The organism is Zhihengliuella sp. ISTPL4, assembly GCF_002848265.1.
Classification (GTDB): Bacteria; Actinomycetota; Actinomycetes; order Actinomycetales; family Microbacteriaceae; genus Microbacterium.
Genome location: NZ_CP025422.1, coordinates 1,106,414 through 1,127,956 on the forward strand (window position 1 = coordinate 1,106,414; position 21,543 = coordinate 1,127,956).

Genomic DNA, 21,543 nt, shown 5'->3' on the forward strand with positions numbered 1-21,543 from the left:
GCCTCGGTCCATGGCTGAACTCTCGCTCCCCATCCTCGACCTGTCCCGGCTCGACGACGGCCCCGAGGCCGCGGCGCGCTTCCGCGACGACCTCCGCGCGGCCACGCACGATGTCGGCTTCTTCTACCTGACCGGCACCGGGATCTCCCCCGAGCTGGAGGCGCGGCTGCACCAGGCGGCCCGGGACTTCTTCGCCCTGCCGGAGGAGGACAAGCTCGCGATCGAGAACATCAACAGCCCGCATTTCCGCGGCTACACCCGGATCGGCGGAGAGCGCACGCAGGGCAAAGTCGACTGGCGCGAGCAGATCGACATCGGCCCCGAACGCGAGCCGGTCGAAGGGGGACCCGCCTTCAACCGCCTCACCGGCCCGAACCTCTGGCCCGCAGCTCAGCCCGAGCTGAAGGAGGTCGTCACGGAGTGGCACGACACCCTCACGGAGATCGCCCGCAAGCTCCTGCGCGCCTGGGCGCTCACCCTCGGGGCGGAGGAGACCTACTTCGACGAGCCGTTCCGCGAGCCGTCGACCCTGATCAAGATCGTGCGCTACCCGGGTACGAACGAGCCGGAGCCACAGCAGGGCGTCGGCGCGCACAAGGACTCCGGCGTGCTGACGCTGCTCTGGGTCGAGCCCGGCAAGGGCGGACTCCAGGTCGAGCGCGACGGCGAGTGGGTGTCGGCTCCCCCGGTGCCCGGCGCCTTCGTGGTGAACATCGGCGAGCTCCTGGAGTACGCCACCGGCGGGTACCTCAAGGCGACCAACCACCGGGTGATCTCGCCGCGGGCGCCGGAGGAGCGCATCTCGATCCCGTTCTTCTTCAACCCGGCGCTCGATCAGCAACTCCCGCTGCTCGAGCTCCCCGCCGACCTCGCCGCCGAGGCGACCGGAGTCACCGAGGACCCGAGCAATCCGATCCACGCGACCTACGGCGAGAACGCCATGAAGTCCCGGCTGCGCGCGCACCCCGACGTGGCGGCCATCCACCACCCCGACCTGGTGCAGGCGACCGCCTGAGCGGATCCCGCCGCCAGGACATGACGAAGGCCGCCCCACACCGTGGGGCGGCCTTCTCAAGAATGTTCTGCGCGATTGAACGCTGGGTCCGTGGTGCCTTATCGGCGAAGACCAAGGCGTGCGATCAGCGAGCGGTACCGCTCGATGTCGACGCTCTGGAGGTAGCCGAGCAGACGACGGCGCTGACCCACGAGCAGGAACAGACCACGACGCGAGTGGTGGTCGTGCTTGTGCTCCTTCAGGTGCTCGGTGAGGTCCTTGATGCGCTGCGTCAGCATCGCGGCCTGCACCTCGGGGGATCCGGTGTCACCGGGGTGCGTCGCGTACTCTTCGATGATCGCCTTCTTGACGTCTGCTTCCAGTGCCATAGATTCGATCCCCTCTCTGCTTGTTGCGCGGCGCCCGACGCCTGATGCGTGAGCTCTCTTTATCCGCGGCCGATCGAACGGCAACCTGACGAGTCTACCAGCCCGAACGGCTACGGCGGGACACGGCGTCCGGGACGAGGCGCGTGGGTCAACTAGGCTCGGGATGTGCAGAAGAAGACCGCCCTGTGAGCTCCCGACGCGGCCATCTGATCGACCTCACCCCGCTGAAGGCGAGCCCGGCCTTCGCCCGGATGTGGATCGGCTCCACCCTCGCCGGCATCGGCGGTCAGCTCACCATCGTGACCGTGATGCTGCACGTGTTCGATCTGACCGCGAGCACGTTCGCCGTCTCGATGATCGCCGTCGCGGGCCTCCTCCCGATGATCCTCGCCGGTCTCTACGGCGGCATGCTCGCCGATGCGTTCGACCGGCGGCGGGTCGCGCTCATGGCCGCCACCGTGACCTTCGCCTCCACGGGGCTGCTCGCGGCGCTCACCTGGACCGGCACGGAGACGATCTGGTGGCTGTACGCGCTGAGCATCGTGAACTCGGCGGCGAACTCCGTCGGCATGGCCACGCGGACGGCGATCGTCCCCCGCCTCATCCCCCGCAGCATGCTCGCGGCCGCGTCCGCGCTCAACGGCGTCGCGTTCGGGCTCACGGTCATGGCGGGTCCGGCCCTCGCCGGGCTCCTCGTGGCCCTCTCCGGCTACGGCTGGACGTACACGATCGACGTCGTGCTCATGCTGTCGATGTTCCTCGGCCTGTGGACGCTCCCCGCCCTGCGCCCCGAAGGCGACATCGTGCGTCCCGGCCTCGCCTCGCTCGTCGACGGCTGGCGCTTCCTCCGCCGCGCGGGCAACATCCGGATGCAGTACGTCATGGACATCATCGCGATGACGTTCGGACAGCCACTCGTGCTCTTCCCGGCACTCGGCACGGTCATCCTCGGCGGCGGGGCCTTCACGACCGGCATCCTCACGGCGGCGGTCGCCGTCGGCACGTTCTCCTCGAGCCTGTTCTCCGGCCGCGTGGTGCAGTACCGGTGGCACGGTCGGGGCATCGCCCGCGCGGTGGAGGCCTACGGCGCCGCGATCGCGCTGTTCGGCGTCGTCCTCCTGATCGGCGCCTTCTCCGCGACGCCGGCCGGCGAGGACCGGCCGCACGTCCTGCTCATCGTCGCCGCCTGCGTGGCGCTGGCCCTCTCCGGCGCGTCGGACAACATCAGCTCGATCTATCGGAACACCATGATGCAGGCCGCAGTACCGGACACCATGCGCGGACGCCTGCAGGGGCTGTTCGTCGTGGTGGTGACCGGCGGCCCCCGCGTCGGCGCCCTCTACGCCGGGACGCTCGCGACGCTGACGTCACTGTGGTTCCCGCCGCTGCTCGGCGGGATCCTCGTGATCACCCTCGTCGCGGTCCTCGCCCGGCGGCATCCTCGTTTCCGCGACTACGACGCAGAGAACCCCGAGCCCTGACGGGCCCGGGGTTCAAAGGGTCTGCGCGTCAGTCCTGCTGCAGCGCACCCTGGAGGTCGAGCGTGATCGTGACGTCTTTGCCGACGAGCACGCCGCCGGTCTCCAGCGCGGCGTTCCAGGTGAGGCCGAAGTCCTCGCGGTTGATGACGGTCTTGGCGGAGGCGCCGGCCTTGTAGTTGCCCCACGGGTCGCTGCCGAAGCCGCCGAAGTCGAGCTCGAAGGTGACCGGCTTCGTGATGCCGCGGATGGTGAGGTCGCCGTCGACGAGGAAGTCGCCGCCCTCGACGCGGGCGCCGGTCGAGACGAACTCCATGGTCGGGAAGTTCTTGGTGTCGAAGAAGTCGGCGGAGCGGAGGTGCTGGTCGCGACCCTCGTCCTTGGTGTCGACGGAGGTCACGTCGACGGAAGCCTCGACCTTGGCTTCGAGGGGGTTCTCCGGAGCCACGAGCGTCGCGCTCTTCACACCGAAGGTGCCGCGCACCTTCGAGATCATCATGTGGCGGACGCTGAACGTCACCTCGCTGTGGGACGGGTCGAGGACCCAGGTGCCGGGGCGGTAACCGGGGATGTCGATGCTGCTCATGATTGCTCCTCAGGAGACGTCGGCCGCGGCGGCGGCGAAGGGATGGCACCGCGATCGTCCGCGGCACCCTTCCGACAACATACATTCACTCGCATGTATTCCCGTGATGAACGGAAATGTCTCGACATGCCGGAAGCGCCCCGCACCACGGGGTGCAGGGCGCTTCGGAGCGACGATGTCAGCCGACGGCGACGAGGTCGATGATGAAGATCAACGTCTTGCCGGAGAGGAAGTGTCCTCCCCCGGCCGGACCGTAAGCGAGGTGCGGCGGGATGATCAGCTCACGACGACCGCCGAGCTTCATGCCGGGGATGCCGTCCCGCCAACCCTGGATCAGACCGCGCAGGGGGAACTGGATGGTCTCGCCGCGACCCCACGACGAGTCGAACTCCTCGCCGGACTCGAACTCCACACCGGCGTAGTGGACGGTCACGGTGTCGCCGGGCTTGGCCTCGGCACCGTCACCCTCGATGATGTCGCGGATGACCAGTTCTGCAGGCGCAGGGCCGGTCGGGGCGTCGAACTCGGGCTTTGTGCGATCAGTCATGTCACCATCCAACCCGACCTCCGCGCGCCCGGTCAACGCGGCCGCACCTGCTCACAGCGAACACCCTCGTTCCGCGACTCCGCGTGGAAGTCCCGATGACTCTTGACATGTCGCGGGAGCCGGGTGCACCCTGGTGGCAGATCAACTCAGCGCCCGGGAGACATGCAGGCATCGCCGCAGCACCGGGCGCTGAGTCTGTCCGAGGGCACTCCGCCTCAGTAGGCCAGCAGCGCGGCGCGTGCCGCCCTGGTCCGGATCAGCAGAGCCCGCTCGTCCTCGACGGCGAGCGGATCCCGTCCGGTGATCGCTCGCTGACGGACGGCGGCCAGCGCTGTCGCGTCCTTGATGAACTCGCGCATCAGCGGCCGGCGATCCCCGCGCAACTGGGCGGCCCAGGCGAGCCCGACCTTGCGCCCGGCCGGGGTCGCCAGCATCGTGACCTCCTCCGGGGTGAACCAGCCGGCGGCCGCGTATTCGGCGAGGCGGGCCTGGGTGAGCCTGGCCTCTTCCCTGCGCAAGGCGATGATCCCGAGGATGAAGCCGATGAACAGCGGCACCTGCAGCGTGAAGTAGAGGCCGAAGAAGTCCGCGAAGGTCGCCGACCCGTTCCACAGCCCATGCAGGAAGATCGCTCCGAGCATGCCGAGCAGCCCCGCGCCGAGTGCGGCTCCCGCCGAGGCATGACGACGGGCCACGAGCCCGATCGCGAATCCGGTCAGCGAGGTGAACATGGCGTGCGCGAACGGCGACAGCACCGCGCGCACGATGAACGTGACGCCGAGCTGCTCGCCGCCGCCCTCGATGAGGCTGATGGCGAAGTACTGGATGTTCTCGGTGAACGCGAAGCCCGCACCCACGAGCGCGCCGTAGACGACGCCGTCGATCGGCCCGTCGAACGACCGCCGCGCCAGCAGGAAGATGAGGAAGACACCGAGGCCCTTCCAGAACTCTTCGACGATCGGCGCCTGGATCACCGCGGAGAACTCCTCGGAGCGGATGCCGAGCAGCATGGTGAGGCCGATGTCGACGAGGAGGGTGAGGCCGACGGCGGCCACGGCACCCCAGGCGATCGCGAACGCCACAAGACGCTTGGGCTCCGGCTCCCAGCGGTCGATCATGCGCACGCCGAGGAAGACGATGGTGAGCGGGATCAGCGCCAGCACGAGGCCGATCACGGACGCCGTCGGTCCGAGCGCCCAGCCGAAGTAGCCGATGAGAGCGAGCAGCAGGAAGCCGAGGAAGCCGAACAGCCACAGCGAGATGGTGCGGCCCTTCTTGTTCGGCACCGGCAGCGCCGGGAGCGATTCCGCGGGTGACGGCGCGACCGGTGCCGGCGGCGTGTAGGGCGTCGGCTGCGCGAGCGCCGACGCATAGCCCGGCTGCTGCCCGAACGACGGCGGCAGATACGGCGACTGTGCGTACTGCGCGGCGGAGTACGCGGTCGGCTGCGGTGGCGTCGCCGACGGCGGCGTGTACCGGGCGGGCTGCTGGGGGTCGGACGGTCCTCCGAAGGTCATGGTCAAAGCTTATGGGGCACAAGCATCCGCACCGGGCTCTGGGGGCTTCCTCCACCCGTCGGACCACACGCACCCGGTAGCGTAGAAGCATGCGGTTCGCTCACCTGCGCCGTCCAGACTCCCCCGGTGCGGTTCTCGCCGTGGTGGAGGGCTCGGACGCCATCCTCGTCTCCGATCTCCTGTCCGACGCGCCTGCCACCCTGCAGCAGCTGATCGAGCGAGGAGACGCCGGACTCGACGAGCTCCGCGCCGCCCTGCGCGAGGGCACGGCACCGCGCCACCCGCTGACCGGCTGGGGTTTCGCCTCCGCCGTGATCGCGCCGCCGGCGGTGCTCGCCGTCGGCCTCAACTACGCCGCGCACTCCAGCGAGCTCGGCCTCAAGACCGACGCCGCCCCGACCGTCTTCACCCTGTGGCCGAATTCGCTCACCGGGCACGACCAGACGACGTCGTGGCCGCGCAGCCTCAGCGAGGCCGTCGACTACGAAGCGGAACTGGGTGTGCTCATCGGCACCCCGGCGAAGGACGTGCCGGAGAAAGACGCGCTCTCGCACGTCTGGGGGTACACGGTCGTCAACGACATCACCGCGCGGAACATCCAATTCTCCGAGGCGCAGTGGTCGCGCTGCAAGTCGTTCGACGGGTTCACCCCCACCGGCCCCTTCGCCGTGACCGCCGACGAGATCGCCGACCCGCAGGACCTCCACATCTGGACCGTCGTCGACGGGCACACCGTGCAGGACGCCAGCACCGACCAGATGGTGCGGTCGGTCGCGAAGCTCATCGCGCACCTGTCCCAGTCGCTCACGCTGCTGCCGGGCACGCTCATCTCGACCGGCAGCCCCGGCGGCGCCGGCTACTCCCGCGACCCGCAGATCTTCCTCCGCGATCGCTCGACCGTCACGGTCGGCATCGACGGGATCGGTGAACTCACCACCCACTGCCGCATCCTCGACTGACCTCGGATACATGAAGGGGACGGGAGCGCCGGCTCCCGTCCCCTTCGTGTATCCGGCCGATGCTCAGATCTGGATGAGGTCGTCCGGGGCGATGATCGGGATGGCCGCCGTGACCGCTTCCAGGCCCGACAGGCGCGCCGGGGACAGCTGCTTGGTGACCTCATCGCGCGACATGAGTCCGGCCTCGACCACGAGATCGGCGACGTTGCGGTTGGTCAGCAGGGCCGTCTTGGCGAGGGCCGCGGCCGCCGCGTAGCCGATGAAGGGCGTGAGCGCCGTGATGACGCCGACCGAGGCACCGACCATCGCTCCCAGGCGGTCGCGGTTGGCGGTGATGCCCTCGACGCAGTTCACGCGCAGCGTCCACATGGCCTGACGCATCCAGGTGATGGACTGGAAGATCGAGTGCGCGATGACGGGTTCGAAGGCGTTGAGCTGGAGCTGACCGCCCTCGACGGCCATGGTCACCGTCATGTCGGCGCCGACGACGGCGAACGCCACCTGGTTCACGACCTCCGGGATCACCGGGTTGACCTTGCCGGGCATGATGCTGGATCCGGCCTGCCGCGCGGGCAGGTTGATCTCGCCCAGGCCCGCCTGCGGACCGGACGACAGCAGCCGCAGGTCGTTGCAGATCTTCGAGAGCTTGATGGCGTTCCGCTTGAGCGACGACGAGAACGACATGAAGGCGCCCGTGTCGCTCGTGGACTCGACGAGGTCGGTTGCCGTCTCGAGGTCGAGCCCCGTGATCTCGCGAAGGTGCTTCAGCACGGCCGGCGCGTAGTCGGGGTGCGTCGTGATGCCGGTTCCGATGGCGGTCGCGCCCATGTTGATCTCGAACATGAGCGACGCGTTCTCCGTGAGACGGCTGTGGTCCTCGCCCAGCGTCGTCGCGAAGCCGTGGAATTCCTGCCCCAGCGTCATGGGCACGGCGTCCTGGAGCTGGGTGCGGCCGACCTTGAGGATGTCGTGGAACTCTCCCGCCTTGCCGAGGAACGCGACGCGCAGCGCGTCCAGCTCGTCGAGGAGCGAACGCAGCGTGAGCGAGAGACCGATCTTGACCGCCGTCGGATAGACGTCGTTCGTCGACTGGCTGCGGTTGGTGTGGTCGATCGGCGAGAGGAAGGCATAGTCGCCCTTCTCGCGTCCGGCCATCTCGAGCGCGATGTTGGTGATGACCTCGTTCGCGTTCATGTTGGTCGACGTGCCGGCGCCGCCCTGGATGACGCCGACCGTGAACTGGTCGTGGAACTCGCCGTCGATGACGCGCTGCGCCGCACGGTCGATGAGGTCGGCTCGCTCGGCGTCGAGGACGCCGATCTCCTTGTTGGCCCTGGCACTGGCCTGCTTGACCATCGCCAGCGCGATCACCAGTTCGGGGTACACCGAGATGGGGCGCTTCGTGATCGGGAAGTTCGCGTCGGCGCGGGCGGTGTGGATCCCCCAGTACGCGTCAGCGGGAATCTCCATGCTCCCCAGCGAATCGGTCTCGGTGCGGGTATGGGCGGGCGCGGCAGAAGCCATGTCACATCCTCGTGGGTCGTGGCGAACGGAAAGGTTGGGGGATGCGTCCAGTCTACGCCGGTCCCTGCGGGGATTTCCGGGAGAAGGCCTCCAGCCGCCCTTCCGGGGTCAGGGCCGCCATGCGAGCGATCCACTCCTCCGAGAAGTAGTCGCCCGTCGGCGCATCGACCACGGGGACGACGGTATGGGTGATGGTCTCCGGCCGCACGTGCACGAGCTGGAACGACTGGGCGGCGTCCATGCCGTTCACGTCCGCGGCCGGGCGGGCGACATTCATCGTGTAGCAGGTGGCGGAGGCCACGCTCACCGGGACACCGGCGAAGAGCCCGTGCGAGGAATAGTGCAGGTGGCCGGCGAGGATGCCGCGGACATCGGTGCCGCGGATGACGGCGGCGAGCTCGTCCTGATGGCGGAGTTCGAGGATGTCGAACAGCGGCAGGTGGCTGGGCAACGGCGGGTGGTGCATCGCCAGAAGCGTGCCGTGCGGCGCCGGCTCGGCGAGGACCTCGGCGAGCCATCCCAGTTGGGCCGGGTCGAGGTCGCCGTGGTGCCAACCGGGGACGCTCGTGTCGAGGGCCACCAGGCGCAGACCGTCGAGATCCCACACCCCGGTGACGGGCTCCTCGGTGGGCTCGCCGTCGAGGAGCGCCTCGCGCAGCGCCGGTCGTTCGTCGTGGTTGCCCGCGACCCAGACCACAGGAGCGCCGAGTTCGGCGGCGACCGGCTCGATCGCGGCCCGCAGCCGGCGGTAGGCGTCCGGCTCGCCAAGGTCGGTGAGATCGCCGGTGACCACGATGGCGGCGGGAGCAGGATGCACGGCGCGGATCGCCTCGAGCGTCCGCGCGAACGTGCGCTCGACGTCGTACCGTCCTCCCAGCGCGGCGCCGCCCGCGAGGAAATGCGGGTCGCTGACGTGGATCAGGACATGGGTGGCGGGCTCGTATCGACCGAAGACCGGGGGCGTTCCGTTCGTTGCGGACATGCCCTCAGCCTAGGGGCGGGCACGGACGCCCTCCCGCGCCGGTTCGATCAGTGCCCGACGACGATGAGCAGGATCCCGGCGATGACCGCGGCGCCGCAGAGGACGAAGCACGCGTAGGCACCCACGAGTGCCAGCGTCTTCTGCCCCTCGGTGAGCGGGCTCTTCTTCGCGGCCTTGGCCGCCTGCTTCGCGGCGCGCTTGAGCTCCTTCTCGGAGATCACCGTGATCGCGTCAGTGAACTCCGCCGGGCTCACGACCGGTGCCCGTCCGCTCCGCACGAGCAGGCGCAGACCGAGGGCGTAGAAGGTGACGATGGCGGCGGCCCCGACCAGGGCGGCGGCGAACACCTGCAGGAAGGCGAGCCAGTCGATCGTGACGTTCATGCCGACTCCCCGTTCCGCGGCGCGTCGGACGGCGGCGTGCTGCCGGTCTTCGCGGCCTTCGCATCCGCCTTGGCCTTGGCCTTCTTCTTCGCCTGGTCCTTGGCCTCGGCCTTCGCCCTGTCCTTGGCCTCGGCGCGGGCCTTCGCCTCGGCCTTGGCCTGGGCGATGCGCTGCTGACGGCGCGTGGGCGGCGGGGTCTCGGGGACCTCGACGGCGAGGTGGGACTCGGCGACATCGCTCATGGCGTTCGCCGGAGTCACCGCGTTGTGTCGGGAACGCATGTAGAGCCCGAGGATGATCGCCACCGCGAGGACGGCGTCGATGGCCACACCCCAGGTGCCGAGCCAGACGACGAGGAGCGCGGCGAGGGCACCGACGCCGCCCGCGGCGGGCAGGGTGAGCAGCCAGCCGACGCCGATGCGGCCGGCGGTCCGCCAGCGGACGGTCGAGCCGCGGCGGCCGAGCCCCGAGCCGATGACGGATCCCGAAGCGACCTGGGTGGTGGAGAGGGCGAAGCCGAGAGCGCTGGACGCGAGGATCGTGGCCGCAGTCGAGCTCTCCGCGGAGAAGCCCTGGGCCGGCTTGACGTCGGTCAGCCCCTTACCCAGCGTACGGATGATGCGCCAGCCGCCGAGGTAGGTGCCGAGGGCGATCGTGAAGGCACAGGCCACGATGACCCAGAGCTCGGGCTCGTGGTGGGCGCCCGACTGCCAACCGATCGTGATCATCGCGAGGGTGATGACACCCATCGTCTTCTGTGCGTCGTTCGTGCCGTGCGCGAGGGCGACGAGGGACGACGTGAAGATCTGGCCCCAGCGGAAGCCGTCGCGCCCGTCGGGCTTGCCGTCGTAACGGCGGGTGACCGAGTACGCGATCTTCGTCGCGACGAAGGCGATGATGCCGGCGGTGATGGGAGCGATGAGGGCGGGGAGGACGATCTTCGACAGCACGGCGCCGAAGTCTATTCCTCCGAGTCCGGCGCCGACCAGGGTCGCACCGATCAGGCCGCCGAAGAGAGCGTGGGACGAGCTCGATGGCAGGCCGAGCAGCCAGGTCAGCATGTTCCAGGTGATCGCGCCGATGAGTCCGGCGAAGATCAACGCGAGGAACAGCTCGGCCCCCGCGGCGATGATCGCGTCCTCCTGGATGATTCCGCCGGAGATGGTCTTGGAGACCTCCGTCGACAGGAAGGCGCCGACGAGGTTCAGGAGAGCGGCCAGGAGCACCGCGGTCTTGGGCTTGAGCGCCCCGGTGGCGATGGGCGTGGCCATCGCGTTCGCGGTGTCGTGAAACCCGTTCGTGAAATCGAAGAAGAGTGCCAGCGCGATGACGAGCACGACGATGAGGGCTGCGGTTTCCACCGTTCGCTTTCGGTCTTGAGGAAGAGGGAGGTGTCGACGGGATCGACGTGACGAACGAAGAGTTCACCGTGGGTTTGACTTCCGTTTACCGGCCCCGGTAAATCCTGCCACCGTCCCCCGTGCCGGTCAAACTCGACCTGGGATAGCGTGGGACGGTGACTGACGCTCCGATCGCCGCCCGCCGCTCCACCCTCCGCACGCATCACGGTGACACGGTCGACGATCCGTACGAGTGGCTGCGCGCCAAGGAATCCCCCGAGGTCATCGCGCACCTCGAGGCGGAGAACGCGCACACCGAGGCGGAGACCGCTCACCTGGCCGATCTCCGCGAGACGCTGTTCCAGGAGATCAAGGGGCGGGTGCAGGAGACCGACCTCTCCGTGCCGACGCGACGCGGAGACTGGTGGTACTACAGCCGTACCAAGGAGGGCGCGCAGTACGGCATCCACTGCCGCGCCGCCGCCGTCGAGGGCGACTGGACACCCCCGCGTCTCGAGCCGGGGGTCCCCGTGCCCGGCGAGGTCGTGCTGCTGGACGGCAACGTCGAGGCCGAGGGGCACGAGTTCTTCTCGCTCGGTGCGTTCGACACCTCCGACGACGCGACGAAGCTGCTGTGGTCGACGGACTTCGAGGGCGATGAGTTGTACACGGTCCGCGTGCGGGATCTGGAGGCCGGGGTCACGCTCGACGATGAGATCCCGAATACCGGGGGCGCGTTCTTCACCCCCGATGGCACCGGCATCCTCTACACGACGCGCGACGACGCCTGGCGCCCCGACACGCTGTGGTTGCACCGGCTGGGGACCCCGGTGTCGGATGACATCCAGCTCTTCCACGAGCCCGACGAGAAGTACTGGCTCGGCGCCGGGATCACCCGCAGCCGTCGTTACCTCGTGATCGGCGTGGGCTCCAGCATCACGAGCGAGGAGTACCTCGTCGACCTGTCCGGGGACATCACCGCGGAGCCGCGCTCGGTGTGGCCGCGGCGGGAGGGCGTGGAGTATTCGCTCGAGCATGCGGTGGTCGACGGTGAAGACCGCCTGCTCATCCTGCACAACGACGACGCCCTGGACTTCGAGCTCGTGTCGGTCGCCGCGGACGACCCCCAGGGCGAGCGACGCGTCGTCGTCGCTCACGAGCCGGGCCGACGGCTGCTCGGGGTCGACGCCTTCCGCGACTTCGCCACCGTGGAGTACCGCAGCGAGGGGCTCGAACGCGTCGGGCTGCTGGACTATGCGACCGATGCGGTGGAGGAGCTGCGGTTCGACGAGCCCCTCTACTCCGCGGGGGTCAGCGGCAACCCGGAGTGGCACTCCCCCTTCCTGCGCCTCGGCTACACGTCCTTCGTCACGCCGGGGACGGTCTACGAGCTCGATCTCGCGACGCGGGACCTCGTGCTCCGCAAGCAGGTGACGGTGCTCGGCGGCTACGACCCCGCCGACTACGGTCAGCGACGGGAATGGGCCACCGCGGAGGACGGCACCCGGGTGCCGATCTCCCTCGTCTGGAAGCGCTCGTTCGGGGAACCCGGTGCGGAGTCCCGTCCCGTCCACCTCTACGGCTACGGGTCCTACGAGCACTCCATCGACCCCGGGTTCTCGGTCGCCCGGCTCTCGGAACTCGACCGCGGGGTCGTCTTCGCCGTCGCGCACGTGCGCGGAGGCGGCGAGATGGGCCGGCAGTGGTACGAAGAGGGAAAGCTCCTGCACAAGCGGAACACCTTCACCGACTTCGTGGCGTGCGCGCGGCACCTCGTCGCCGAGGGCACCACGACGCCGGCCCAGCTCGTCGCGGAGGGCGGCAGCGCCGGGGGTCTGCTGATGGGCGCGGTGGCCAACCTCGCCCCGGAGCTGTTCGCCGGCATCCTCGCGGGGGTGCCGTTCGTCGACGCACTGACCACGATCCTCGACCCCTCGCTCCCCCTCACCGTCATCGAGTGGGACGAGTGGGGCGATCCGCTGCACGACCCCGAGGTGTACGCCTACATGAAGTCGTACACGCCGTACGAGAACGTGCGCGACGGCGTGGAGTACCCGCGGATCCTCGCGGTGACCTCTCTGAACGACACCCGGGTGCTCTACGTGGAGCCGGCGAAGTGGGTCGCCCGGCTGCGAGAGGCCGGGGCAAAAGATGTCCTGCTGAAGTGCGAGATGGTCGCGGGGCACGGCGGGGTGAGCGGGCGCTACAACTCCTGGCGCGAGCGGGCGTTCGAACTCGCGTGGCTCCTCGACACCCTCCACCTCGCCTGACGCACGGCATCAGGCGCTCGCGCGGCATCAGGCACCTGCGCGCTGTCCTGGCCTGAACCCGCGTGAAGGCCTGTGCTGGCGGGCCGCGACGCCGGCGCAGGCTCGCGCGTGGAGTCAGGCACGCGCGGGGCATCAGGCGCCCCTGACTGTCCTGGCCTGAACTCGCGCGCGGGCCTGTGCTCACGACCGAGCACTGCTCCTGCACAGGCGAAGAGTTCCGGGAAGCGCCTCCCCATCCGCGGTGGCATGGTGAAGCGCGGCAGCGGGAGCCCGCAGGGTGGAGGGGTGACACGCATACGGGTGGAGAGCTGGGTCCGGGAGCAGGGAGGATCCGCGCATTCGTCGCGCGTGCGCGAAGCGGGCTTCAGCGAGTACCAGATGCGTCGGGCGGTGCGGGAAGGGACGCTCGAGCGCGTCCGACGGTCGTGGCTGCTCGTCCCCGAGGTCGATCCACGGCGCAGGGCCGCAGCATCCGTGGGCGGGAGGGTCACCTGCGTGAGCGCGGCGGCCCTCGCCGGATGGTGGGATGTAGGAGCCGCGGAGGTGCACGTCGCCCTCCCCCGCACCGCCTCTCGATTCGATCGCGTCGGCGTCCAGGTGCACTGCGCACAGGGGCCCGTTCCGGTGCATCCGCGGGCGGCCGTCGATCCCGCCCTAGGCGTCCTCTTCCAGGTCGCGCGATGTCGGCCGTTGATCGAGGCCCGCGCGATCTGGGAATCCGCGCTCCGCCACGGGGCCGTGGAACTGGACACCCTCGTACGCGTCCGGTGGCGGTGCGACGCCGCGAACCGCCTGGCACGGACCGTCCGCGGCCGGTCGGACTCCGGCCCCGAGACCGTCTTCGTGGAACGGATGCGCGCCATCGGGATCGAGGTGCGGCAGCAGGTGTGGGTGGATGGCCATCCGCTCGACGGTGTCATCGGAGAGCGCCTCGCCATCCAGATCGACGGCTTCCGCCACCACAGCGCCGCCGGCGACCGGCGACGCGACCTCGCTGCCGATGCCCGGCTCGCACTCCGCGGCTATACCGTCCTCCGCTTCGACTATCACCACGTCATGGTCGACGACACTCATGTCGAGGACACCGTCCTGACTGCGCTCGCGCAGGGACTCCATCGCGCAGGCCGTCGCACAACGCGTCGCGGGTAGCAGACCGAACACAAGCCCAGGCACTCGCGCGAGAACAGGCGAGAAAGACAGTGAGACGCCTGAAGCCTCGCGAGAGCCTGACACGGCGTGAGGCCGTGAGAACAGGCGGCCACGCGGACACAGGCCCGCACGAGAATTCAGGCAAGGAAGACAGCAAGATGCCTGAAACCACGCGAGAGCCTGATGCCGCGTGGCGATCAGCCGAAGAGGGCGGCGGCCTCGTCGTAACGATAGCGGGGCACGGTGTTGAGCTCGCCGAGGGCATCGGCGAAGGGGACGCGGACGATGTCCGTGCCCTGCATGGCGACCATCTGTCCCCAGGCACCGTCCACGATGGCGTCCGCAGCGTGCAGACCGAGGCGCGTCGCGAGGACACGGTCGAAGGCCGACGGCGAGCCGCCGCGCTGGATGTGGCCGAGGATCGTGGCGCGGGTCTCGATACCCGTGATCCGCTCGATCTCGGGGGCGAGCAGATCGCCGATGCCACCGAGGCGCGGACGGTTGAAGGCGTCCAGGCCCTTGTCGCTGTACGCCTCGTCCATGCCGGCGAGCTTGAAGCCCTCGGAGACGACGACGAGCGGCGCGCGACCGCGGTCGTGGGCGCTCGTGACGAGCGCGGTGATCTCGTCCAGCGACATCGGCACCTCGGGGATGCAGATGACGTGCGCGCCGGCGGCCATGCCGGCGTGCAGCGCGATCCAGCCCACGTGCCGACCCATGACCTCGGCGACCATGCAGCGCTGGTGGGAGTCGCCGGTGGTGCGGAGCCGGTCCATGGCGTCCGTGGCGATGTTCACAGCGGTGTCGAAGCCGAAGGAGTAGTCGGTGGCGCGGAGGTCGTTGTCGATCGTCTTCGGAACGCCGAGCACCTTGATGCCGTCCTTCGCGAGCCGATCGGCCGCCGCGAGGGTGCCTTCACCGCCGATCGCGACGATTCCGTCGATCTTGTGCCCGTAGAGGGTCTTCGCGATGTTGTCGGCGCCGCCGCGCTCCCCCTCGTACGGGTTGGTGCGGCTGGTTCCGAGGATGGTGCCCCCGACCTTGGAGAGACCCTTCACCTCATGCCGCGTCAGGGGCATGAAGTCACCCTCGACGACCCCGCGCCATCCGTCGCGGATGCCGACGAACTCCAGGTCATAGGTCGTGGTGCCCTTGAGCACGATGCCGCGGATGACCGCGTTGAGTCCGGGGCAGTCGCCGCCGCTCGTCAGGATGCCGATTTTCATGCTGCTGCCTTCGGAGGTCGAGGGATGGGGGTGAGGCGACAGTGCCTGCGATCGACACTAGCGCCCCGGCCCCGCGCGTCGCCATTCGAGAGCGTCGAAAAACGGTGATCTTGACGGCCGTGGTGCGCGATCACGCCGAACTTCGCGTCGCAGCAGGATCAGGCCTCGGAATCGGCGTTAAGAACCCGTGTTCTTGACGGCGCCTCAGCGCCCGCCCAGCGCCTCGCGCAGAAGGTGCGTGAGTGCTGCCAGCTGCACCGACTCGCTCGCCGTCTCCTCCGTCGCCTCGCCGTCCAGGGCGCGGGCCGCGAGGCCCTGCTTCTGGTCGATGAGCTCCGCGATCTTCGTGTCGATCGTGTGCGCGGCGATGATCCGCCAGGCGGTGACGGGCTCGTCCTGACCGATGCGGTGCACGCGGTCGATGGCCTGCGTCTGCTCGGCCGCCGTCCACGACAACTCCGCGAGGACGACGTTGGACGCCGCCTGCAGGTTCAGGCCGACACCGGCCGCCGTGAGCGAACACACCGCGATGCCGACCTCCGGGTCGCCGTTGAAGTCGTCGATGGCCTGCTGCCTGGCCGTGTTCGTCTGGTCGCCGCGAATCGAGACCGCGCGGATCCCGGCTGCGGCGAAGTGCGCCTCCGCCTGATCCATGACGTCGATGTGCTTCGCGAAGAACACGACCTTGCCCACGGACCGCTGCAGCTGCGCGGCGTAGTCCGCCGCGAGAAGGGCCTTCGCCTGACCGATGCGGCGCACCATGGTGAAGACGTTGTCTCCGCCGGTGCCGGCCGCCTTCGACTCCTCGAGTTCGTTCTGCGCCACGAGCCGGACGATGTCGTCGTCGATCTCTCCTGGCGCGAGACCGCGGTCGCCGCGCGCCTCGATGATGCGACGGTAACGGGCGGCCAGCCGCTCCCCCAGCTCGCGCTCGGCCTGGCGGATGCTGCGGCCGAACTCGTCGTCGAGCTGCACCGGCAGATCGGCGATCAGCTTGTCCGGCAGGTCGGCGGCGACATCCTTCTTCTTGCGTCGCACGATGCCCATCGAGATCACCGCTTCGCGAGCCTCCGGGTAGAAGGCCTTGTCCGCGGGCGTGAGCCCCGTCGCGTCGAGCTTCTCCATGAGCTGGGGTCCGGGCTTCTCGCCGTTCGTCCAGCCGAGGAAACGCCAGATGGCGTCGAAGTCCTCGACGTCGTTGATGAGCGGGGTGCCGGTGAGGGCGAGCATGAGCGGATCATGACCTGGCGTGCGCTCGCGCACCTGCGCCGCGAGCGAGAGAACGTTCTGCGAGCGCTGCGACGAGAGGTTCTTGATGAAGTGCGCCTCGTCGACGACCATGCCGCGCAGGCCGATCGATGCGAGCCAGGACATGTGACGGTCGAGGATCTCGTAGTTGACGATGAACACATCGGCGAAGGCGTCGATGTCGTCGCCGTCCCCCTGGATGACCGTCGCACGACGCTGCGGCGTCCAGCGCTCGACCTCGCGGGCCCAGTTCATCTTGACGACGTTGGGCACGACGACGAGCAGCGGGTAGGCACCGGCGACGGAGGCCGCGAGCACCGACTGCGCCGTCTTGCCGAGGCCCGGCTCGTCGGCGAGCAGGAAGCTGCGGTGCCCGGCGCGCACAGCCTCGAGGAAGCGCGACTGGTGCACCATGATCTCGCGGCCCTTGGGCGAGATGTGGTCGAACTCCGGGGCCGGCGGAAGCTCCATCGATGCCGCGGCACCACCCGCGCCGGTCTCGAACGCCTTGTACAGCGGCCCCATGAGCTCCCAGCCGTCGAGGCGGCGGCGCGGCGTGCTGGCCGGACGCGGGGTCAGGTCGGGCGCGAGGAACGGATTGGCCAGCTGACGGGCCTCCACCGAGGGCGGGGTGACCTGCCGCTCGGCGATCGCCGCCGGCACCACCGACACCTGCACGGGCGCGGGGTCGGCGATGATGAGCTCCTCGGGCGGGAGCTCGGCCCCCGACTCGAGCAACCAGTCGCGCCGCATCCGCTTGGCGACGGGCGAGGTGGCCTGGTCGGCCTCGAGCAGCTGGATGAGCGAGGTGTCGCGCGCGGCCGTCTTCGCGAGGATCGTCGCGACGCCGTCGAGCCGCTTGAGCAACTCGGCGCGGGCCGCGTCGGTGATCTCCGTGTCGGCCTTCACCCTGGCGCGTTCCTCGCGCACGAGGAACGCGATCACCTGGAACTTCGTGCGGTTCGTGGGACCCAGCTTGCCGCGCTGGGACTTCGCCTCGATCTCGCGCACCTTGCGCGCGAGGATCGGGATGAGGGGTGCCTCGTCGTCACGACGGGACGTCTTCTTGCGCCGCGGGGCGGCGGTTGCCGTGGTCGGCATGCTCCTCCTGAGCCTGAAGGGCTCCGGCGCCCCAGGGAGCCGTGAGCCGTTCTCGTCGTCCGCGTGTGGCGTGAGCCAGGACCGTGCGGACTGTGGATCGGTTTTCCCTCCGGAGCACGCGACACGTGCGGGACCGGCGGGAGCCTGACCCCATTCTATGTCATGCCACCCGCCTGCCGCGGAATCACGGCGCCGTCGTGTTACGCGAGCGCGTCCAGGATCGCGGCGGCCTGCGTGACATCAGCGGCCATCTGCGTCATCAGCTTCTCGATGCCCTCGAAAGCGACCATGCCGCGCAACCGCTCCACGAACTCGACCGTCACGTCGTGACCGTAGAGGTCCAGCCCCGTCTCCCCCAGCACATGCGCCTCGACCTGACGCACGAGCACATCGTCGAAAGTCGGGTTGGTGCCCACGGAGATCGCCGAGGGGTGCCGGATGCCGGTGTCGTGGTCGACGAGCCAGCCGGCGTAGACGCCGTCGGCCGGTACGAACGCATCGACGATCGTGGAGAGGTTCGCGGTCGGGAAGCCGAGCTCGCGTCCCCGCTTCAGGCCGTGGACGACAACACCGCGGACGTCCGGATAGCGTCCGAGGGCGCGCGCTGCTTCGGAGACGTCGCCCGCCATGAGGAGCTCGCGGATCCAGCTCGACGACACCCTCCGACTCGACCCCGGCAGGTAGACGTCGTCGACGACCTCGACGGTGAACCCGTATCGGGGCCCGAGTTCGCGCAGCAGTTCGGGTGTTCCGGCACCGCGGTGCCCGAACCGGAAGTCGGCGCCGACGAGCACCGTGGACACCTGCAGGGCACCGACGAGGATGTCGACGACGAAGTCCTCCGCACTGCGAGCGGCGAGCGTCTCGTCGAACGCGAGCACCAGCGTCGCGTCGAGCCCGAGCTCGCCGAGGAGTTCGAGCTTCCGGTCGACGGTGACGACGTTCTCGGGGCAGCGGTCGGGACGGATCACCGCCAGCGGGTTGCGGTCGAAGGTCACCGCGACGGCCCGGCTCCCGGACGCCGCCGCGGCCTCGTTCAGACGCCGGATGACCGCGCGATGCCCTTCGTGCACACCATCGAACTTGCCGATGGCGACGGCACTCGGGCCGTACCCCTCCGGCACCTCATCCGGGCTGCGGAAGACGATCACGCGGCGACCTCGACCGGGCGCGCGGCGTCGACGGGGCGATGCGTGCGCAGCCACCAGATCCCGAAGACGGGGAGGACGAGCGGGATGAAGAGGTACCCGCGGCCGAACAGGGACCACACGGTCTCATGCTGGAAGAGCTCGGGGAGCACGAGGCTGAGGACGCCGACGACCAGCACACCGGTCAGTTCGAAGACGATCGCCACCCAGGCGACGGTGTACCAGCCGCGCCGCCGGGCGAAGACCAGCGCGAGAGTCGCAAGGACGTACACGACGGCGGCCAGCGCCGACAGGGTGTAGGCCAACGGGGCCTCGTCGAAGCGGCGGACGATCTGCACGAAGCTGCGCCCGGTGGCCGCCAGTGCCATGACGGCATAGACGATCACCAGGACACGACCGATGCCGGTCATCCGGGTGGAGGGGGCGGTGGAGCTCATAGCGCATTCCATCCTAGAGCCGGGCGAGCCGCCCGGCGTCCGCTCCCGGTCCGCGGTCAGGCCACCTGGATCGTCCAGATCACCTGCATGCGCCACAGCATGATCGCGATCGCGAGGGCGGCCACGCCGAGCACGACCGTGCTCCACCGGCTGCGCTCCATGAGCGCCCAGAGCACCGCGCCGATGGGCAGCAACGCCGCAGAGACGAGGTACACCCAGAACTCCAGCAGATCTCCGGTCGGCGGGTTCCCGGTCAAGGGCGCGACGATGGCGACGACGATCTGCACGATCAGTAGCACCTCGACGAGGGCGAGCGCGCCCACCGAGAAGTCACTGGGCCGTCGGCCCGCGAGTCCCACCCCGATGCAGAACAGCCCTGCCGCGGCGGCGACGACGATCTGCACGATCGTGAACCACAGGATCATCGGGAGACCTCCGGCATGTTCATGGCGCTCTTCACGTCGGCTCCGCGTCGCTCGACGATCCCCACGAGTTCGCCGTCCTCCGCGATCGCAGCCACCAGCGGGCCGTCCAGGCGTGTCGCCTGTCCGACCAGTCGCTTGCCGTGGCGCAGGTCGCGCGCCTCCTCCGTGGTCACGGGGAGGACCGGCAGCACACGGCCGGCGGCCTGGCCGGGGGTGAAGACCGGAGCGGTGTCGAGAGCATCGATGGGGACCGCGTCGCGCACGTCGAACGGACCGACCCGGGTGCGGCGCAGGGCGGTCAGGTGGCCGCCGACGCCGAGAGCGGCGCCCAGGTCGCGGGCGAGCGAGCGGATGTAGGTTCCGGACGAGCAGTCCACGACGACATCGAGATCGATGGCGCGCTCGTCACGGCGGCTGGTGAGGACGTCGAACCGGGAGACGACGACGTCGCGTGGCTCGAGGACGACTTCCTCCCCGGCACGGACGCGGTCGTAGGCACGACGGCCGTCCACCTTGATCGCCGACACGGCGCTGGGGACCTGGGAGATCGCGCCGGTCAGGGCCGCGACTTCGGCATAGATCGCCGCGTTCTCGACGGCGGCGAGGGCAGCCGGGTCCGCGCGGCGGACGATCTCCCCCTCCGCGTCGTCCGTCGTGGTGACGCCCCCGAGCCGGATGGTCGCCTCGTAGGTCTTGTCCGCGCCCACGATGTAGGTGAGGAGGCGGGTCGCGCCCTCGATGCCGAGGACGAGCAGGCCGGTCGCCATCGGGTCGAGGGTGCCCGCATGGCCGACCTTGCGGGTCCCGAAGGCCCGGCGGGTGCGTGCGACCACGTCGTGACTGGTCAGCCCGCCGGGCTTGTCGACGAGGAGGATGCCGGGGGTCGCCATCCCTCCAGCCTACCGAGGCCGGGAGCGGCGGCCGCTCGCCTAGGCTGGAGGGATGGCCGCGCCCGCACCGTCTCCCGCGACGATGACGCCTCTGCTCGGTTGGTATGCCGATGCTGCGCGCGATCTGCCGTGGCGCCGCCCGGACTTCCACGCCGCGTTCGGCGCCTGGGGGGTCCTGGTGAGCGAGTTCATGCTGCAGCAGACACCCGTGAATCGGGTGATCCCGCATCTCGACGCCTGGCTCGCTCGGTGGCCGACGCCACGCGCGATGGCGGCCGCGTCCACCGCCGACGTCGTGCAGCAATGGGCGAACCTCGGCTACCCGCGGCGTGCGCTGTGGTTGCATCGCGCCGCCATCGAAGTCGTCGAGCGGCACGGAGGCACAGTCCCTCGCGACGTGGACGCCCTCCTCGCACTCTCCGGCATCGGCGATTACACCGCGCGCGCGGTCGCCGTCTTCTCCTACGGCGACCACCACCCCGTCGTGGACACCAACACCCGGCGCGTCCTGGCGCGGGTGATCGAGGGTCGGGCGCAGCCGGGCCCGCCGTCACGCCGCGATCTGACGCTCATGGCCGCGCTGCTCCCCGAGGACCCGGCCGAGGCGAGCGTCCTCAACGCCGCGGCGATGGAACTCGGCGCGACGGTCTGCACCGCGCGATCGCCGCGGTGCGAGACGTGCCCCCTGGCTGGGACGTGTACGTGGCTGGCGGCCGGAAAGCCGGACACCGGGGATACCCGACGACGGCAGGCGACATACGAGGGTTCCGACCGGCAGGCGCGAGGGGCTGTGCTGCGGATCCTGCGCGACGCCGCCCCCACCGCCGTGCCGCGCGTCGCCGTCCTTCCGGAGTGGCCCGACACCCGGCAGCGCGACCGTGCGATCGACTCCCTGATCGCCGACGGGCTCGCGGAGGCGGACGGCGAGGGTCTCTCGCTGCCGCGCTGAG

The 21,543-nt window shown here is 69.7% G+C and carries 20 protein-coding genes; 6 read left to right on the forward strand and 14 right to left on the reverse strand.

The genetic code is table 11. The features are described from left to right. Positions 1–10 precede the first annotated feature (10 nt). Positions 11–1,015 (forward strand): isopenicillin N synthase family dioxygenase, encoded by a 1,005-nt coding sequence (locus CYL12_RS05415; protein WP_101846202.1) that lies wholly within the window; start codon positions 11–13, stop codon positions 1,013–1,015. A 98-nt stretch (positions 1,016–1,113) separates the two neighbouring features. Here the strand turns inward: CYL12_RS05415 and rpsO are convergent, their stop codons facing one another. Further along, a complete protein-coding gene (gene rpsO / locus CYL12_RS05420; RefSeq protein ID WP_017203073.1) occupies positions 1,114–1,383 on the reverse strand; it encodes a 30S ribosomal protein S15 in 270 nt (89 codons plus the stop codon). 185 nt (positions 1,384–1,568) lie between these two features. Here rpsO and CYL12_RS05425 point away from each other — a divergent pair, with 185 nt between their 5' ends. Next, positions 1,569–2,864: an MFS transporter gene (locus CYL12_RS05425; protein ID WP_101846204.1), complete on the forward strand. Its 1,296-nt coding sequence runs from the start codon at positions 1,569–1,571 to the stop codon at positions 2,862–2,864. A 28-nt stretch (positions 2,865–2,892) separates the two neighbouring features. On the opposite strand, the gene CYL12_RS05430 is transcribed toward CYL12_RS05425, so the two are convergent. The 3 genes from CYL12_RS05430 to CYL12_RS05440 all read right to left on the reverse strand — a co-directional run bounded on the left by CYL12_RS05430 (position 2,893) and on the right by CYL12_RS05440 (position 5,511). Continuing rightward, positions 2,893–3,447 (reverse strand): YceI family protein, encoded by a 555-nt coding sequence (locus tag CYL12_RS05430; protein ID WP_101846206.1) that lies wholly within the window; start codon positions 3,445–3,447, stop codon positions 2,893–2,895. 178 nt (positions 3,448–3,625) lie between these two features. Beyond that, positions 3,626–3,994, reverse strand: a complete 369-nt coding sequence (locus CYL12_RS05435) for an FKBP-type peptidyl-prolyl cis-trans isomerase (protein WP_101846208.1) — start codon at positions 3,992–3,994, stop codon at positions 3,626–3,628. A 215-nt stretch (positions 3,995–4,209) separates the two neighbouring features. Continuing rightward, the gene (locus tag CYL12_RS05440; RefSeq protein ID WP_101846210.1) at positions 4,210–5,511 is read right to left on the reverse strand and encodes a PrsW family intramembrane metalloprotease; all 1,302 of its coding nucleotides are present in this window, start codon (positions 5,509–5,511) and stop codon (positions 4,210–4,212) included. Between the two features lie 89 nt (positions 5,512–5,600). Between CYL12_RS05440 and CYL12_RS05445 the strand changes: the two genes are divergently transcribed. Then, positions 5,601–6,470 (forward strand): fumarylacetoacetate hydrolase family protein, encoded by an 870-nt coding sequence (locus CYL12_RS05445; protein WP_101846213.1) that lies wholly within the window; start codon positions 5,601–5,603, stop codon positions 6,468–6,470. Positions 6,471–6,533: 63 nt separating this feature from the next. Here CYL12_RS05445 and CYL12_RS05450 read toward each other — a convergent pair whose 3' ends face one another. From CYL12_RS05450 to CYL12_RS05465, 4 genes are read right to left on the reverse strand one after another with little or no spacing between them, the layout of a single operon-like run. Beyond that, positions 6,534–7,994 carry an aspartate ammonia-lyase gene (locus tag CYL12_RS05450; RefSeq protein ID WP_101846216.1) on the reverse strand — a complete coding sequence of 487 codons (1,461 nt, stop codon included), beginning with the start codon at positions 7,992–7,994 and terminating at the stop codon, positions 6,534–6,536. 52 nt (positions 7,995–8,046) lie between these two features. After that, a complete protein-coding gene (locus CYL12_RS05455) occupies positions 8,047–8,976 on the reverse strand; it encodes a phosphodiesterase (protein ID WP_101846218.1) in 930 nt (309 codons plus the stop codon). 47 nt (positions 8,977–9,023) lie between these two features. Then, the gene (locus tag CYL12_RS05460; protein ID WP_101846220.1) at positions 9,024–9,359 is read right to left on the reverse strand and encodes a peptidase; all 336 of its coding nucleotides are present in this window, start codon (positions 9,357–9,359) and stop codon (positions 9,024–9,026) included. Beyond that, entirely contained in the window at positions 9,356–10,720 is a 1,365-nt protein-coding gene (locus CYL12_RS05465) for an inorganic phosphate transporter (RefSeq protein WP_101846222.1), read from the reverse strand. Before CYL12_RS05465 ends, CYL12_RS05460 begins: the two co-directional genes overlap by 4 nt. 155 nt (positions 10,721–10,875) lie before the next feature. Here CYL12_RS05465 and CYL12_RS05470 point away from each other — a divergent pair, with 155 nt between their 5' ends. Together CYL12_RS05470 and CYL12_RS05475 are read left to right on the forward strand one after the other, a co-directional pair. Beyond that, a complete protein-coding gene (locus tag CYL12_RS05470) occupies positions 10,876–12,969 on the forward strand; it encodes a S9 family peptidase (RefSeq protein ID WP_101846224.1) in 2,094 nt (697 codons plus the stop codon). Positions 12,970–13,254: 285 nt separating this feature from the next. Beyond that, positions 13,255–14,118, forward strand: a complete 864-nt coding sequence (locus tag CYL12_RS05475) for a DUF559 domain-containing protein (RefSeq protein ID WP_233486839.1) — start codon at positions 13,255–13,257, stop codon at positions 14,116–14,118. 197 nt (positions 14,119–14,315) lie between these two features. Here CYL12_RS05475 and CYL12_RS05480 read toward each other — a convergent pair whose 3' ends face one another. The 6 genes from CYL12_RS05480 to truB all read right to left on the reverse strand — a co-directional run bounded on the left by CYL12_RS05480 (position 14,316) and on the right by truB (position 20,593). Continuing rightward, the gene (locus tag CYL12_RS05480) at positions 14,316–15,344 is read right to left on the reverse strand and encodes a 6-phosphofructokinase (RefSeq protein ID WP_025103187.1); all 1,029 of its coding nucleotides are present in this window, start codon (positions 15,342–15,344) and stop codon (positions 14,316–14,318) included. Positions 15,345–15,548: 204 nt separating this feature from the next. Next, complete coding sequence (locus tag CYL12_RS05485; RefSeq protein WP_101846228.1) at positions 15,549–17,693, reverse strand: DEAD/DEAH box helicase; 2,145 nt, start codon at positions 17,691–17,693, stop codon at positions 15,549–15,551. A 200-nt stretch (positions 17,694–17,893) separates the two neighbouring features. Beyond that, a complete protein-coding gene (locus CYL12_RS05490) occupies positions 17,894–18,844 on the reverse strand; it encodes a bifunctional riboflavin kinase/FAD synthetase (RefSeq protein ID WP_101846230.1) in 951 nt (316 codons plus the stop codon). Continuing rightward, positions 18,841–19,278 (reverse strand): hypothetical protein, encoded by a 438-nt coding sequence (locus CYL12_RS05495; RefSeq protein WP_233486840.1) that lies wholly within the window; start codon positions 19,276–19,278, stop codon positions 18,841–18,843. Before CYL12_RS05495 ends, CYL12_RS05490 begins: the two co-directional genes overlap by 4 nt. A 56-nt stretch (positions 19,279–19,334) precedes the next feature. Next, positions 19,335–19,703: a hypothetical protein gene (locus tag CYL12_RS05500; protein ID WP_101846234.1), complete on the reverse strand. Its 369-nt coding sequence runs from the start codon at positions 19,701–19,703 to the stop codon at positions 19,335–19,337. Continuing rightward, positions 19,700–20,593, reverse strand: a complete 894-nt coding sequence (truB, locus tag CYL12_RS05505; protein ID WP_101846236.1) for a tRNA pseudouridine(55) synthase TruB — start codon at positions 20,591–20,593, stop codon at positions 19,700–19,702. The genes CYL12_RS05500 and truB overlap by 4 nt, the downstream gene beginning before the upstream one ends. Before the next feature lie 82 nt (positions 20,594–20,675). On the opposite strand from truB, the gene CYL12_RS05510 reads away from it, so the two are divergent. Next, positions 20,676–21,542: an HhH-GPD family protein gene (locus tag CYL12_RS05510; RefSeq protein ID WP_101848682.1), complete on the forward strand. Its 867-nt coding sequence runs from the start codon at positions 20,676–20,678 to the stop codon at positions 21,540–21,542. The last annotated feature ends 1 nt before the right edge of the window (position 21,543 follow it).